The organism is Luteolibacter flavescens (assembly GCF_025950085.1).
GTDB lineage: Bacteria > Verrucomicrobiota > Verrucomicrobiia > Verrucomicrobiales > Akkermansiaceae > Haloferula > Haloferula flavescens.
This window is the reverse complement of sequence record NZ_JAPDDS010000001.1, coordinates 808,609-822,773: the sequence shown is the minus strand read 5'-3', so window position 1 is coordinate 822,773 and position 14,165 is coordinate 808,609. Positions and strand designations below refer to the sequence as shown.

Genomic DNA, 14,165 nt, shown 5'->3' with positions numbered 1-14,165 from the left:
GACTCCCCAATCGCCCGGCTGATCTGCCTGTTGACGAGAATTCATACCCATTTCTCTTTCCCGTCGGCCCACTTTGAGCGACACCGCGCACCTGCCCATGACGAATCCGTTTCGCGAAGACCTCGTCTCCCGCTCGCGCCCCGAGCCTTGCACCGTGGTGATCTTTGGTGCCACCGGAGACCTTACCCACCGGAAGCTGGTCCCGGCGATTTACAACCTCGCGATCGACGGCGAACTGCCGCCGGGCGTGAAGATCCTCGGCTTTGCCCGCCGCGAGAAGAGCGACGAGGAATTCCGCAAGGGACTGGAGGAGCTGAACCGCAAGGTCTCGCGCTCCGGCCATGACGACGCGATCTGGGCGAATTTCCAGGAAAGCATCCACTATCACCAGAGCGAGTTCACCGATGCCGACGGCTACAAGCGCCTCGCGGAACGCCTCGACGCGATCGACCGCGACCGTGGTGGGAAGGGGAATCGGCTTTTCTACGTGGCCTCGGCACCGGAGTTCTTCGATGACATCCTCGAGCAATTGAAGGCCGCGGGTCTGAACAAGGCCAAGGACGGCTGCTGGGCCCGGGTCATCGTCGAGAAGCCTTTTGGCACCGATCTCAAGACCGCGCAGCACCTGAACGAGGTGGTGAACCGCACCTTCCAGGAGCGCGACACCTACCGCATCGACCACTACCTCGGGAAGGAGACCGCGCAGAACATCATGGTGCTGCGCTTTGCCAACGCGATCTTCGAGCCGCTCTGGAACAGCCGCTACATCTCCCACGTGCAGGTGACCTGCGCGGAGAATCTTGGCATGGAAGGCGGCCGCGGCGGTTACTACGACAAGTCGGGAGCCCTCCGCGACATGGTGCAGAATCACTTGCTGCAGCTCCTCAGCCTCATCGCCATGGAGCCGCCGACCGATCTCTCGGCCGATGGTGTCCGCGATGAAAAGGTGAAGGTGATCCGATCCCTTCGCCAGTGGGATACCCCCGAGAAGGTCGCCAAGAACGTCGTGCGCGCCCAGTACACCGCGGGCCATGTGGACGGCAAGTCGGTGCCCGGCTACCGGGAGGAAGACCGCGTCGATCCCGAGAGCATGACCGAGGCCTACGTGGCCCTGCGCCTCATGATCGATACGTGGCGCTGGAGCGGCGTGCCTTTCTACATCCGCATGGGCAAGCAATTGCCGAAGAAGGCAACCGAGATTTCCATCCACTTCAAGGACGCACCCTGCGTGCTCTTCAATGCGCTGCCCGGCGGCGTGCCCGGCGCGAACGTGCTGGTCATCCGCATCCAGCCGGACGAGGGCATCTCGCTGCGCATGGTCTCGAAGATCCCGGGCACCAGCCTGCGTCTGGAGACGGTGAAGATGGACTTCCACTACTCCACCAGCTTCGGCAAGGGCAGCCCGGAGGCCTACGAGCGCCTGCTTCTCGATGCCATGGCCGGCGATGCCACGCTCTTCGCCCGCCGCGACGAGGTGGAGGAGGCATGGCGCTTCATCGACCACATCGAGAATGCCTGGCACCAGAGCACGACCCCGCCGCCGATGGCCGAATACGTCGCCGGCACCTGGGGCCCGAAGGAAGCCGACGAACTCCTGCAAGCCGACGGCCACGTCTGGCGGAGACTGTAAGCGAAGTTGAGAGTGGGTGGTCGAGAGTCGAGAGCAAGATTCCGGGCTCGCGCTTCCTTCCTCACTCTCAACCCTCGACCCAAGACTCTCAACTTTTCGCATGACCACGCTTTCCATGCATCCCGAACTCGGCCGCGAGGTTTCCGTCGGTTCCATCGACAAGGAACTCCGCAAGCTGTGGGAAGAGGACGAGGCGCGCACGAATGCCTCGCTGATGAATCTGGCGGTGTATTCCGAGGAGCCGGGCTCGCTGGAGAAAAACTCCGCCGCGATCCGTGAGCTCACCGCGGAGCACGCCTGCCGCGCCATCCTCGTCGGCATCGATCCGAATGCGCCCGAGGCGTCGATCCGCGCCTGGATCACCGCGCACTGCCATCTTTCCCACGGGAAGAAATCCGTGTGCTGCGAACAGATCTCCTTTGCCCTCACCGGCAAGGCCACCGGACGCCTGCGCAACACGGTCTTCGCCCACCTCGCATCGGACCTGCCGCTGATCCTGTGGTGGCAGGGCGAGCTTTCGCCACGCTTCGAGGATCGCCTCTACAGCCTGGTGGATCGTTTCGTCTTCGACAGCTCGAGCTGGGCGAATCCGCAGGAGTCGTTTGGTCGCATTTCCGAGGCGATCGAGGGGGCGACCCGCGAGCTGGTGGTGCAGGATCTCTCGTGGACGCGCTGCTTCCAGTTCCGCGTCTCCGTGGCGCATCTCTTCGATGATCCGCTCGTGCTTGCCGCGCTGCCACAGATCGAGAGCGTGGAGATCGTCCATCATCCGGACAATCGCCAGACTGCTCTCCAGATGCTCGCTTGGCTCGTGGTCCAGGCTGGCTGGCGGGATGGCATGGAGCTCGATCTCGCGGTCCAGCGCCGCAATGGAAGCAAGGAGGGATTCTCCTTTGAAGGTCCGGATGGGAAACCGATCACGGTCACCGTCTCGGCTGATGAATCGTCAGCTCCGCTCGGCCTAGTGAAGCTCTCTGGTGGTGGCGTCACCGCCACTGTGTCCCGCGACGCAGGCGCGAATCACCTCATCCGGCGGATCGAAGCACCGGGCTACGCCATTGAGGCGCCCGGCCCGGTCGATCCGGACGAGTGTGCGAGTCTCATCCGCGAGCAGCTTTCCCGTGGTGGTAAGAACACGCTCTTCCAGAAGGTCCTGCCGCGCTTCCGGCAGCTTTTGGAGCGATAGATCAGGGCGGCGCGAAAACCGGGAGTGCTGCGTCGTCGCTGAATTCGATCCAGCGCCCGGTGAAGAGGTGATCCAGCCACATCAGCGGCGTGAATGCACGGTTCACGGCGGGGGCGAGCGGTGTGCCTGTTTTGGCGGATAGCCTTGAGACGATGCTCGGCCCGCTGAAGCTCTCCGCCGTCCAAGCCTTGCCCCGGTTCAGGGCGCAATCGGCGAATGTGAAGGAGTGCCGGGTGTGGCGGAAGATGCCGACGTGGTCGATCACGCCATGACTGTTTGCAAAGCGATACCACGCGTAGGTCCAGACGTAGAGACCCGCCAATATCGCCACGAACCAAGTCAGGAGGGCAAAGACTCGCTTCCTCACGCCCCGGTCATAGCGAGCAGATCATCGCGAGGAAAGCCAGGACCTCACTCCGCCATGTAGCTCGCCAGCTTTTCGCGAAGCGTGGTCCGCGCGCGGAAGAGCAGGCTCTTCACCGAGGAGACGGACGTCTTCAGCACCTTCGCGATGTCCTCGTAGGGCATCGACTCATAGCTGTAGAGGATCACCGCGGTGCGCTGGGCCTCGGGCAGGGTGGCGATGGCGCGGTCGATCTGCTGGTGCATCTCCAGCTTCATCGTTTCCTCCTGCGGCTCGTTGCGGGTCTCCGCGGACATTTGGAAGCCGCTCTCGTCCTCGCGCTCGTCGGTGGAGACCTCCTTGCGGCGGGAGCGCCTGCGGGTCTCGTTGAAGACGAGGTTGCGGGTGATCGTGAAAAGGTAGGTCGTGAATTTCGCGTCCGGCCGCCAGCGCTTCGCGTGCTTCCACACGCGCAGGAAGGCGAGTTGGGCGATGTCCTCGGCCTCGGTCGCGTCATTTAGCATGCGTGCCACCGTGCCGACCACCGCATTCTGGTGCCGTTCCACGAGTTGGCGGAAAGCCCGCTCATCGCCTTCCGCGATGCGGTACATCAGCGCCACGTCCACATCGTCCCCGTCCGCGCTCTCATTCACTGGCATCGGACGGGATTCGGGCATGTGGATCGGCGGGAAGGTCAGTGCGGCTTCCATGATCACCGGGGAAAACCACGCGGCGAGCGGGAAGTTGCGGACGAGATCCACCCCATGGCGGAAATGTCGTGCGGCTAAAGCCGCAGACGCGGCCATTTGCCGGTGAAATGACGCGAAAACTCCGCCTTCTATTCAGCCGGAATTTCATCGGGCGCGAGACAGGGCCATCGACGTGGATTGTTTGACCTGACGGCGATCAGGGCAGCAAGCTGCGGGTGAAGCGGATACCACCGCAGCATTCCTCCCCTTGAAACCGAAAATCATCTCTTTGGTCGGCGTTGTCGCGCTCGGCGCACTCGCTTGGATCGTTGTCCAGCAGCGGGAAATCACCCGTCTGAGGTCCGAGTCCTCGGACCTGGAGGCGAGATTGGCCGCTCCCTTGGGCAATCGCCCGGCCGCTCAGAAGGGATCTGGGAGTTCTGGTGATCAGGGTGAGCCACTCTCCGGCTCCGGCATCGATTGGGAGGAGGCCCTGATGCTGGCAAAGGGCGAGCGTGGACACGCCGACAACGCCATCTTCCACAGGCAGATAGAGGCCCTTTCTCCCGATCAGCTCATGGCCGCGATCGACGAGTTGGAAGCAAGCGACATCCCGGAGAGGCTGAAAATGGAACTGGCCCAACGGTTTCTACCCAGGCTGGTAAAGGTTTCCCCGCAGATTGCCCTCGAGCGGTTCGGGAAATATGCGGACAGCATCAACATGAGCACTTTGCTCGCAAGGGCGATGGAGTCATGGACGAAGGAGGATAGCGGGGCTGCCCTGGCTTGGCTGGACGGTATGGTTGCCTCCAATCCGCTCTATGCCAACGCGCTTTCCCGTATCAGCCCCGGTCGCATCGCACTGGAAACCGCCGTCCTCAGGGTGATGCTTCCGGACAAGGCCGAACTGTTGGTGGAGCGTATCTCGGCGATGCCGGAGGAGGAGGCGGCCAGGTTGTTCAAGAACCTCCGATGGGAGGGCTCCAAGGACGTTGAACCGCTCGCGATCGCCGAGCTGGTCCGACAAACCCTGCCGCAGGAGGAGCGCGATGACGTGCTGCGGCACAAGGCCGGCTTGCTGGCGAGCGGCGGCTTGGAAAAGGCTGCGGAATTCTTTGATCAGATCGATGCGAAGCCGGATGAATTGAGGGCGTGCATGGAAGCGGTTGTGGAGCATCGCATGAAGGCTCCTGCTTCGGCTCCCGACCTGGAGAGCGAAATGAAAGCAATGCGAGACTGGGTCGCAGTCCGTGATGTGGAGAGGGCGGATCTCCTGACCGGCTTCGGCTTCGGCAACGCCCTGTACGGTCGGGATCTGGACTTCGACGAAGTCGCCCCCGTGGTGATGATTTTCCATAATTCCGCAGGGAACGACGAGGTCCTGCATGGCTTCCTGAAAAACGGCGGATGCTGTCACGGAGCCAGGTCCTTGGAGCTGGCAGGGAAAATATCGGACCCCGAGATACGGGAAGAAGTCACCCGACACATCCGCAGCCATCGTTGAAGCCACCGTTTCAATCCATGAAAACCTATTTCACGACGGCAACGGTAACGATTGCTGCAACTGCGGCGATTCTAGGCACCGCATGGCATCAGTCACGGGTTCTCGGCGTGGAGCGCTCCCGCCTTTCCTCGCTAAGGCAACAGCTTGATGCGGCCGCTTCCACGCCGCCCGAGGCGAAGGATCCGAAAACCGGAGGATCGATCTCGTCAAAGCCGACCACGCAACCGAAAGAGGTGACCCTGGATGCGGAGCGGGTGCAATTCATCCGTGATATGGCTTCGGCGCTTCTCATGAGCTACTCGGCCGAGCTTTCAGCGCGGAGGGACGATGCCATGCTGGAGATCGGAGCCATGAGCATCGCGGATTTCCGCCGCTACATCAGAGCGGTCAGGGAGTCCGGCGAATTGACCGATGCTGAGCGGAAGGCCCATTGCAAGTTTGCCATGTGGGCCCTCATCGACCGTAGGCCCGCCGACGGATTGACGCTCTACACGGAATCCGAAGACTGGGTCGGATTGGGAATAGACCCGCGATCTCTCGCTTCTGCGCTCCGGAGATGGGCAGCGGAGGATCTTCCCGGCGGCTTGGCCTGGGTCCGTGAGGCAACTTCCAAATATCCCGAGTTGGTCGATGAGGAGGTGAGGCAAGGGATGATCGGAGCTGCGGCGAACACCGACCCCTCCTTGGCTTTCTCCCTGGTAGATGAATTCCAAATAGATCCTCCGTCAAACGCCACCCAAGGGGTCATGGGCGTGGCGGATACTCCGGAAAAGCGGCTGAAAGCCCTTAAGGCGCTGCGTGACTACCTACCTCAGATCGAGAGCAAGGCGGATCGCAGTCAGGCCGGCGACTACACGGTAGCAGTGCTGGGCAGGTTGCTGGCACAGGATGGTGTGGATGCCGGGACCAAATGGGCGGAGTCGGCCGGTCTGACGGTTTCGGAGATCTGGAGTCTGGGTAGCGATATCGGGGATGATGTCCGTCCCGGTGAAGAGGCCCGATGGATCGAATGGTTCGACCGCAAGCTGGAAGACCGCTACTGTGGCCGTCCCATCGGTCATGTCATGGCTTACTGGGCGAAGCGTGACCACAAGGCAGCCTCCGACTGGCTGAGCTTTGCTCCGGACGGCGCGGCGAAGAATGCCGCGATCGCGAGGTTCGCAACGACGGTGCTCGACGTCGAACCGGAGTCTGCCGCGCAATGGGCGGAGTTCCTTCCTCCCGGTGATCTGCGGACGAAGACCTTGATGGATGTTTACTGCTATTGGCCGAAGAAGAGCGAGGCATCCAGGGCTGCGGCGAGAGCGTTCGCGGCCAAGCATGGTCTTGAACCATGATTGCACTGCGATTGCCCTGATCAGGCGCGCTGGCCTACGCTCACGGTCGATGATTCTCAGGCCAAGCCGAGCAATTCGTTCGCGCGGCGGGCGACTTCGGCATAGCGCGCGGCGTTCTCGGGCTTGGTGAGGTCTTCGTCCCAGGTCGGGATCATTTCCTTCATCCGGGCCTTGCCCTCCGGGGTGTCGAGGAGGTGGGGGAAGCATTTCTTCACCACTTCCAGCACGATATTGACCGAGACGGAGGCCCCGGGCGAGGCACCCAGCAGGGCGGAGATACTGCGGTCCGCATTCGTGATGACCTCGGTGCCGTAGTGGACGATGCCGGCTTCGCCATCGGTCTTCTTGATCGCCTGCACGCGGATGCCGGCGTCGATGAGCTTCCAGTCTTCGGCCTTGGCGGCGGGATAGAAGACGTGGAGCACGTTCATCCGGTCCGCCATGCTCTGGGTGCCCTGCTGGACGAGATATTTGACGAGCTCGAGATTGCTGATGCCGATCTTGACCAGCGTGGCGAGGTTGTCCGGCTTCACCGAGAGCGGCAGGTCGAGGAAGCTGCCTTCCTTGTGCAGGAACTTCGTGGTCCATGCGGCGAAGGGGCCGAAGAGCAGGGTCTTCTTCCCGTCGAGGATGCGGGTGTCGAGGTGCGGCACGGCCATGGTCGGGGCGGACTCCAGCGGCTGGCCATAGACCTTTGCCTGATGCTTGCCCACCACGTCCGGGTTCTCGCAGATCAGCCATTGCCCGCCGATCGGGAAGCCGCCGAGGCCCTTGGCTTCCGGGATGCCGGACTTCTGGAGCAGGGAGAGGCTGCCGCCACCGGCTCCGACGAAGACGAACTTCGCGTTGTTCTCGAAGCTCTCGCCAGTTGCCTGGTTCTTGACGCGCACTTCCCAGCGGTCGCCGGATTTCGTCAGGTCGGTCACCCGGTGGCTCGAGGAGACGCCGCATCCCGGCTGCTTCTCCAGCCAGCCTAACAGCTTGCGGGAAATGTTACCGAAATTCACGTCGGTGCCGCCGTCCATCTTGGTCGCGGCGATCGGCACGTCCTTGCGTCCCTCCAGGAGGAGAGGGGCCCAGCCCGCGATGCGCTCGCGGTCTGTGCTGAACTCCATCTCGCGGAAGAAATGGTGGGCCGCCATGCCCTCGTAGCGGGCCTTCAGGTAGTCCACCATGCCCTGCCCGTGGACGAAGCTGAGGTGCGGGACGGGATTGATGAATTCGCGCGGATTGTCCGCCATGCCGGTGGCCACCGCGTAGCTCCAGAACTGCTTCGAGTGCTCGAATTGCTCGAAGATCTGGATCGCCTTGGTGACATTCACGCTGCCGTCCTTCTCGCGGTTCGGCGTGTAGCTCAGCTCGCAGATGCCCGCGTGGCCGGTGCCCGCGTTGTTCCAGCCGTCGGAGCTTTCCTGCGACAGCTTCTCGGTCGCCTCGTAAACCTGGATCGTGAGCGCCGGCTCCAACCGCTTCAGCATCGCGGCGAGATTCGACGACATGACGCCGCTGCCGATGATGATGACGTCGGGATTCTGGATGTGCGTGGAGTGCGGCATGGGCTTCTGGGAAATCGGTGGCGGATGCCCAGAATTGAAAGTGCGCCCCCGCAGGTCGAGCGCGGAAGTGGGATTGACGCTCTTGGTCTTGGGTTTGGAAAAAAGCGCGGAGGGATTCACCCCGCCGCGCTCGCCACTCCCACGAGCCGACGTCAGACGGGCGCGAAAACCATCGCCGTGCGGGCCGGCGAGTAGATCGTCAGCTTGCCGTTTTCATCGACCGGATACTCGATGCCCGCATCCACGCGACCTTGGCCACCGAGTTCGCGGGCATCCGTGTCGAGGACGAGGCGGTAGGCTCCGGAGCCCGGGACGGGAAACTGGAAGTCCGGCTGGGAGCAGTCCACGGACAGATTGAAGACGAAGACAAGATCGCCCCGACGGGCGCACATGATCTTCCGCTCGTAGTCCATCCACAGGTTCTGCGGCCTGTCCGCGCCCGGAAGTCCATGCTGCTTGCCGGTCTCGATCATCGCGCGGTCGAAGGCACCGAGCCACGGGTACTTCAGCGCGTGATTGTCGGCGAGCGACCACTGGCGGCGGCAGTAGTGGTAGGACCAGCCATTGCCCTCGCGTGGGAAATCCAGCCACTCGGGGTGGCCGAATTCATTGCCCATGAAATTCAGCCAGCCTTCGCCACCGAGGGCGAAGGTGAGCAGGCGGATGATCTTGTGCAGGGCGATGCCGCGCTCGACCACGGGGTCGGGATCGTCCTTGCCCATGTTCCAATACATCTTCTCGTCCATCAGCCAGAAGGCGAGGGTCTTGTCGCCGACGAGCGCCTGGTCGTGGCTTTCGGCATAGGCGATGTTTGCCTCCCCATGGCGACGGTTGACGAGCGTGCCCCAGATTTCGTCGAGGTTCCAGTCCTCGTCGCGGGTGTGCTTCAGCAGCTTGATCCAGAAGTCGGGAATGCCCATCGCGAGGCGGTGGGTGAAGCCGACGCCGCCCTCGCTCACCGGGCGGCAGAGACCCGGCATGCCGGACATGTCCTCGGCCACGACGATCGCACCGGGCCGCAGCTCCTTCGCCAGCGTGGTCGCGAGCTGCAGGTAGAGGATGGCCTCCTGGTCCACGCCGTGGACGAAGTACTTGTCGTAGTTGTCAAAGGACTCCATCCCGCGATGCCAGTAGAGCATCGAGGTAATGCCATCGAAGCGGAAGCCGTCGAAGCGGAACTCCTCCAGCCAGTAGCGGACATTCGACAGCAGGAACTGGCGGACCTCGGAGCGGCCGTAGTCGAAGACCTTCGAGTCCCACTGCGGGTGATCTCCCCGGTCGTCGGCGTGGAAGTAGAGATTGCCCGAGCCATCGAGGTCGTTGAGACCCTCCGCGATGTTCTTCACCGCGTGCGAATGGACGATGTCCAGCAGCACGGCGATGCCGAGGCCATGGGCGGTATCGACGAGATACTTCAGGTCCTCCGGCGTGCCGAAGCGCGAGGACGGGGCGAAGAACGACGAGACGTGATAGCCGAAGGACCCGTAGTAGGGGTGCTCCTGCACGGCCATGAGCTGGACGACATTGTAGCCGCCCGCGGCGATGCGTGGCAGCGTGGCATTCGCGAACTCGCGATAGGAATGCACGCGGCCTTCCTCGCCCGACATGCCGACGTGAGCTTCATAGATGAGCGGGACCTTCACCGACGAGGGATCGAAGTCGTGCCGCCACTGGTAGCGCTCCTCTGGCTCCCAGATCTGGCCGGAGAAATCGTGCGTCTCCGGATCCTGCACCGCGCGCAGGATGCAGGCCGGGATGCGGTCGCGATGCGTGCCGTCCGCACCCGTGACGTGCAGTTTGACCTTCTGGCCGTGGGCGAGCGTGCCTGCCGGGAGATGGAGCTGCCACACGCCGCCCCGTGCGAGGGCGAGGGGATGGCTCTCGCGGTTCCAGCCATTGAAATCGCCGACGAGCGACACGGCTTTCGCCTTCGGAAGCCACTCGCGGATCATCCATCCACCATCGGCCTGACGGTGGATTCCGGTGAGCTGGTGCCCCGCGGAGTGGGCTGCGAGACTGCCGCTGCGGGCCTCGATGTCGGCAAGGGTGGCCTTGAACCGGTCGATGCGATGCCGGATCGCTCCGGCATGGGATTCAAGCCAAGGATCGTCGAGGACCAGCTGGGGTATGTCGCTCACTTCCCGAGCATGAGCGCGGCCCGTGCCAGTGGGAAGAATGGATTGAGTTCATGGTGCAACCGGCTCGCCAAGGTGATCGCGAACGAAGCCTTGGAGATAACCCGCGGTCAGCACCGTGTTGGTGACGTGTGGTGTAGGATCACCCTTCGAGTAGAGCACGTTCACGGGGATCGCGACCTTGCCGAGACGCTTGAGCTCGGCGTCGATCTCGGGCTTGTCCACGGTCTTGTCGGCCTTCAGCGCCACGATGCCGTGGGCCTTGAAAAACTTCGCGGTTTCTTCGGTGTATGCCGCCGCCTTGTTGGTCTGGCAGGTGAGGCACCAGCGGGCGGTGTAGTCGATGTAGATCGACTTGCCCTCCTTGAGCAGGGCGTCCTGCTTTTCCTGCGTCCACTCCTCCCACTGGATCTGGGTGGAGCTGGCGAGCTCGGCTGCGGGAGCCGGTGAAGGCTTCATCAGCATGAAGCCGGTGACGAAGAAGGCGGCAGCGGCGACGCGTCCGATGCCCCGGGCCTTCGCTGTCCGGTAGGGCACCGACCAGCGGCCGAGGATCCAGAAGGCGGCGGAGATGACCGCGATCCCGATCAGCACATGGAGGCTCTTTTGCCCTGCGATCTGATCCCCCACCTGCTGGAGGTAAACCCACGCGAGATATGCCACCGTGGCGAAGAGCAGGAAGGACATCCCTTGCTTGAAGGACTCCATCCAAGGGCCGGGGCGAGGGAGCTTGTCCACCAAGGCCGGGAAAAATGACAGCACGAGATAGGGCAGGCTGAGACCCAGGGCCATGCAGGTGAAGCTGGCGAGGAACAATGGCGTGGGGAGCTGCACCGTGGCACTCAGGCCAGTACCGAGGAATGGCGCGGAGCAGGGAGTGGCGACCACCGTGGCCAGGATGCCCGAGAAGAAGGTGCCGGAGAGGCCGTCCTTGTTGGTGAGCTTGCCTCCTACACCGGTGGCGGAGGTGCCGATCTCGAAGATCCCGAACATGCTGAGGCCGAAGACCAGCATGACGAGCAGCAGGGAAAGCACGACCCACGGGTTCTGGAGCTGGCCACCCCAGTTGCGGATGCCTCCAGCCAGCATCAGGGCGCACAGCAGCCAGAAGGAAACGAGCACTCCGGAGGTGAAGATGAGACCGTGCTTCACCACCTTTGAGCGGTCATGGCCGGACTGCTGCACGAAGCCCATGATCTTCAGGCCGATCACCGGGAAGACGCAGGGCATCAGATTGAGGATCAATCCGCCGATGAACATCAGGCCGAAGGTCAGGAGCAGTGCCGGTTGTTCTTCGGTTGCCGCACTGGCAGCTCCGGCCGAGCCGCCGTCTGTTGCCGGGGCTCCGATGGCGATGGCATCGAGGGTGATTCCTTTCGACGGATTGCCAGTGATCCAACCGTTGTCGGACTTGAGGATACCGGAGATGGAAGTTGGCTTCGGATCGGTCTCGGGATTTCTATGGACCACGAGTTTCCAGGAATCTCCGTCCTTGGTCAGTTCCTGGGACTTGGCAGCATCTTCAAGGGCGTCGCTGCTGAAAAACCGGACGTTCTCGGGCTGCGAGACCGCGCCTTCACCGGGAGTCAGGGTCAGCGTGACGGTGTCGCCGTTGCCGCTGGCATTCACCATCCAAGCTCCGTGCTTCTGTGGCATGGCGGCGTCGGCCTTGGCAAATCCATCGGCAGACTCCGGATTCGGGCTGGCAGATGTGGCGACGGGCAGCGAGAGCTTCAGTTCCGCGTCACCCGGGATGCAGCTTTCCTTGCAGGCCAGCCACGAGGCCTCCCCGGAAAGGGTGAAGGTTTCACCTGCCTTCAGCGTGGCAGGCGGGGTAATGGTTTGGATGAACCAAGTCTCGCCATCGTAGCCGTAGAAAGGGGCGTCAGCAGCGAATCCGAGCGTCGGGACCGGGAACTGCAGGTCGCTCGCGGTGGCTCCTTCCGGGAGCTCCCACTCGATGGAAGGGGGGAACCCGACCTGGCCGGGGTTCACATAGTAGGTGTGCCAGTGCGGAGCGTGGGTGATCTTCAGGGCTACGCGGAAGGGCTCTCCGGGCGCTACTTCCTTGTTTTCGGAGACGATCTCCGCGGTTGCCGGCACCTGCTCCTGCTGTTCGCCTCCTCCGAAGTTTCCGAAGGGACTGAGGTCGTCTTGCGCCTGCACCAGAGGCAGGGAGGCAAGCAATGTGGCGAGGATAAGGCGGGGCAATCGCATGGTCAAAACAGTCGTGACTGGTGAATAGAGGAGCAGGGAGGCGAATTTATCCCACAAAAATGCCGGGCGAGGTCGAGATGACCTGCCCGGCACGGGAAATCAAGGTCCGGAGGACCGAATTAGTAGCCGCGCTGCTCTTGGTCACGGGCATTGCCGTAGGCACCGCCGGCGACACCACCTGCGGCGGCACCGATGGCTGCACCTTCCAGCGCACGGCCGGACTGGTTGCCGATGATGGCACCGGCACCGGCACCGATCAGCGCGCCGGTGGCGGCGCCGCGGTTGGCGTTCGGGCCGTAGTTCTGGCAGCTCGTGCCGATGAAGGCGGAGGCGACGGCGAGGAGAGCGAGGGATTTCTTCATGGTTCGATTGGTTCGGTTACGTGGAACTGCTTCCGCCAGAATGCTCGATGCGCAAGGCGGAATGCGGCGACGGTTCTGACGTTCCGTCCGAAAAATTTATTCACAAGTCCAAAGTATCGACCGCCCGGACGCATTCGCGGACCAGCCGGGGGCCTTGGTAAATGAAAGCGGAGTAGATCTGCACGAGGCTGGCCCCGGCGCGGATCTTGTCCACGGCGTCTTCGGCACAGGAAATGCCGCCGACTCCGATGATGGGGACCTTCCCTCCGAATTCCGTGGCGAAGGCGTGGATGATCTCGGTGCTGCGCTGGGTGAGCGGCTTGCCGGAGAGGCCGCCCGCCTCGTTTGCGCGCGGGTGACCGGCCACGGGCTCGCGGGCCAGCGTGGTATTCGTGGCGATGAGGCCGTCGAGCCCGCCGTCGAGGAAGACCTTTGCCAAGGCGGTGACGTGAGGCGGATCGAGATCCGGAGCCACCTTGAAGAGCAACGGGACGCGCTTCCCGTGCTCGTTTTCGAGCGCGGCCTGTTCCTTTTTCAGCCGCTCCAGCAGGCGTGCCGAGGCTTCCTCGCCCTGCAGGTCGCGCAGGCCGGGGGTATTCGGCGAGGAAAGATTCACGGCGATGTAGTCGGCCACCGGGTAGGCGGCCTTCAGGCAGATGAGGTAGTCATCGGCCGCATTCTCGTTCGGCGTGTCCTTGTTCTTGCCGATATTGAAGCCGATCACGCCTTGGAAGTGCTTCGAACGGCGGACGTTTGCCACCCCGGCGGCGATGCCCGGGTTGTTGAAGCCCATGCGGTTGATGATCGCCTCGTGCTCGATGAGGCGGAAGAGCCGGGGCTTCGGATTTCCCGCTTGGGGCCGGGGGGTGATGGTGCCGATCTCGACGAAGCCGAAGCCGAGACGACCCAGTGCGTCGATGGTGTTGCCTTCCTTGTCCAGACCCGCGGCGAGGCCGACGCGATTCGGAAACCGCAGGCCCATCACTTCGGCTGGCGACGAGAACTCATCGGAGGGAAAGAGCGCGGACAGTGTGCCTGTCTTCTCCGCCAATCGCAGCCCCCGCAGGCTCAGGTGGTGAGCGTTTTCTGCATCGAGGCGGAAGAGCAGGGAGCGGGCGAGATCGTAGGCGTCGGGCACGGACGGAGCGTGAACATCGAACGCAGATCGGTCCAACACGGAAGATCGGCGGCGCGTGCTCATCATCG

The 14,165-nt window shown here is 63.0% G+C and carries 11 protein-coding genes; 4 read left to right on the top strand and 7 right to left on the bottom strand.

Annotation, left to right across the window (positions count from 1 at the left end; all coding sequences use genetic code 11):
- Window positions 1–97 precede the first annotated feature (97 nt).
- Entirely contained in the window at window positions 98–1,630 is a 1,533-nt protein-coding gene (zwf, locus tag OKA04_RS03425; RefSeq protein ID WP_264499723.1) for a glucose-6-phosphate dehydrogenase, read from the top strand.
- A gap of 100 nt (window positions 1,631–1,730) precedes the next feature.
- On the top strand, window positions 1,731–2,816 hold the full coding sequence (locus OKA04_RS03420) for a glucose-6-phosphate dehydrogenase assembly protein OpcA (RefSeq protein WP_264499722.1): 1,086 nt from the start codon (window positions 1,731–1,733) through the stop codon (window positions 2,814–2,816).
- Window position 2,817: 1 nt separating this feature from the next.
- Here OKA04_RS03420 and OKA04_RS03415 read toward each other — a convergent pair whose 3' ends face one another.
- Both OKA04_RS03415 and OKA04_RS03410 read right to left on the bottom strand, forming a co-directional pair.
- Window positions 2,818–3,183 carry a hypothetical protein gene (locus OKA04_RS03415; protein WP_264499721.1) on the bottom strand — a complete coding sequence of 122 codons (366 nt, stop codon included), beginning with the start codon at window positions 3,181–3,183 and terminating at the stop codon, window positions 2,818–2,820.
- A 44-nt stretch (window positions 3,184–3,227) separates the two neighbouring features.
- Entirely contained in the window at window positions 3,228–3,920 is a 693-nt protein-coding gene (locus tag OKA04_RS03410) for an RNA polymerase sigma factor (RefSeq protein ID WP_264499720.1), read from the bottom strand.
- A 196-nt stretch (window positions 3,921–4,116) separates the two neighbouring features.
- Between OKA04_RS03410 and OKA04_RS03405 the strand changes: the two genes are divergently transcribed.
- Both OKA04_RS03405 and OKA04_RS03400 read left to right on the top strand, forming a co-directional pair.
- On the top strand, window positions 4,117–5,352 hold the full coding sequence (locus tag OKA04_RS03405) for a hypothetical protein (protein WP_264499719.1): 1,236 nt from the start codon (window positions 4,117–4,119) through the stop codon (window positions 5,350–5,352).
- Window positions 5,353–5,369: 17 nt separating this feature from the next.
- Window positions 5,370–6,689: a hypothetical protein gene (locus tag OKA04_RS03400; protein WP_264499718.1), complete on the top strand. Its 1,320-nt coding sequence runs from the start codon at window positions 5,370–5,372 to the stop codon at window positions 6,687–6,689.
- A gap of 56 nt (window positions 6,690–6,745) precedes the next feature.
- Here the strand turns inward: OKA04_RS03400 and mqo are convergent, their stop codons facing one another.
- The 5 genes from mqo to OKA04_RS03375 all read right to left on the bottom strand — a co-directional run bounded on the left by mqo (window position 6,746) and on the right by OKA04_RS03375 (window position 14,097).
- The gene (mqo, locus tag OKA04_RS03395; protein ID WP_264499717.1) at window positions 6,746–8,245 is read right to left on the bottom strand and encodes a malate dehydrogenase (quinone); all 1,500 of its coding nucleotides are present in this window, start codon (window positions 8,243–8,245) and stop codon (window positions 6,746–6,748) included.
- 152 nt (window positions 8,246–8,397) lie between these two features.
- Window positions 8,398–10,383 (bottom strand): alpha amylase C-terminal domain-containing protein, encoded by a 1,986-nt coding sequence (locus tag OKA04_RS03390; protein ID WP_264499716.1) that lies wholly within the window; start codon window positions 10,381–10,383, stop codon window positions 8,398–8,400.
- 48 nt (window positions 10,384–10,431) lie between these two features.
- The gene (locus OKA04_RS03385) at window positions 10,432–12,597 is read right to left on the bottom strand and encodes a protein-disulfide reductase DsbD family protein (protein ID WP_264499715.1); all 2,166 of its coding nucleotides are present in this window, start codon (window positions 12,595–12,597) and stop codon (window positions 10,432–10,434) included.
- Window positions 12,598–12,716: 119 nt separating this feature from the next.
- The gene (locus tag OKA04_RS03380; RefSeq protein WP_264499714.1) at window positions 12,717–12,959 is read right to left on the bottom strand and encodes a YMGG-like glycine zipper-containing protein; all 243 of its coding nucleotides are present in this window, start codon (window positions 12,957–12,959) and stop codon (window positions 12,717–12,719) included.
- 100 nt (window positions 12,960–13,059) lie between these two features.
- Window positions 13,060–14,097: a quinone-dependent dihydroorotate dehydrogenase gene (locus tag OKA04_RS03375; RefSeq protein WP_264499713.1), complete on the bottom strand. Its 1,038-nt coding sequence runs from the start codon at window positions 14,095–14,097 to the stop codon at window positions 13,060–13,062.
- Between the last annotated feature and the right edge of the window lie 68 nt (window positions 14,098–14,165).

Excerpts from the sequence above, each read along its gene's own strand:
- zwf (WP_264499723.1), top strand. The coding sequence starts at position 98 with ATGACGAATCCGTTTCGCGAAGACCTCGTCTCCCGCTCGCGCCCCGAG.
- OKA04_RS03420 (WP_264499722.1), top strand. The coding sequence starts at position 1,731 with ATGACCACGCTTTCCATGCATCCCGAACTCGGCCGCGAGGTTTCCGTC.
- OKA04_RS03400 (WP_264499718.1), top strand. The coding sequence starts at position 5,370 with ATGAAAACCTATTTCACGACGGCAACGGTAACGATTGCTGCAACTGCG.
- mqo (WP_264499717.1), bottom strand. The coding sequence starts at position 8,245 with ATGCCGCACTCCACGCACATCCAGAATCCCGACGTCATCATCATCGGC.
- OKA04_RS03385 (WP_264499715.1), bottom strand. The coding sequence starts at position 12,597 with ATGCGATTGCCCCGCCTTATCCTCGCCACATTGCTTGCCTCCCTGCCT.
- OKA04_RS03380 (WP_264499714.1), bottom strand. The coding sequence starts at position 12,959 with ATGAAGAAATCCCTCGCTCTCCTCGCCGTCGCCTCCGCCTTCATCGGC.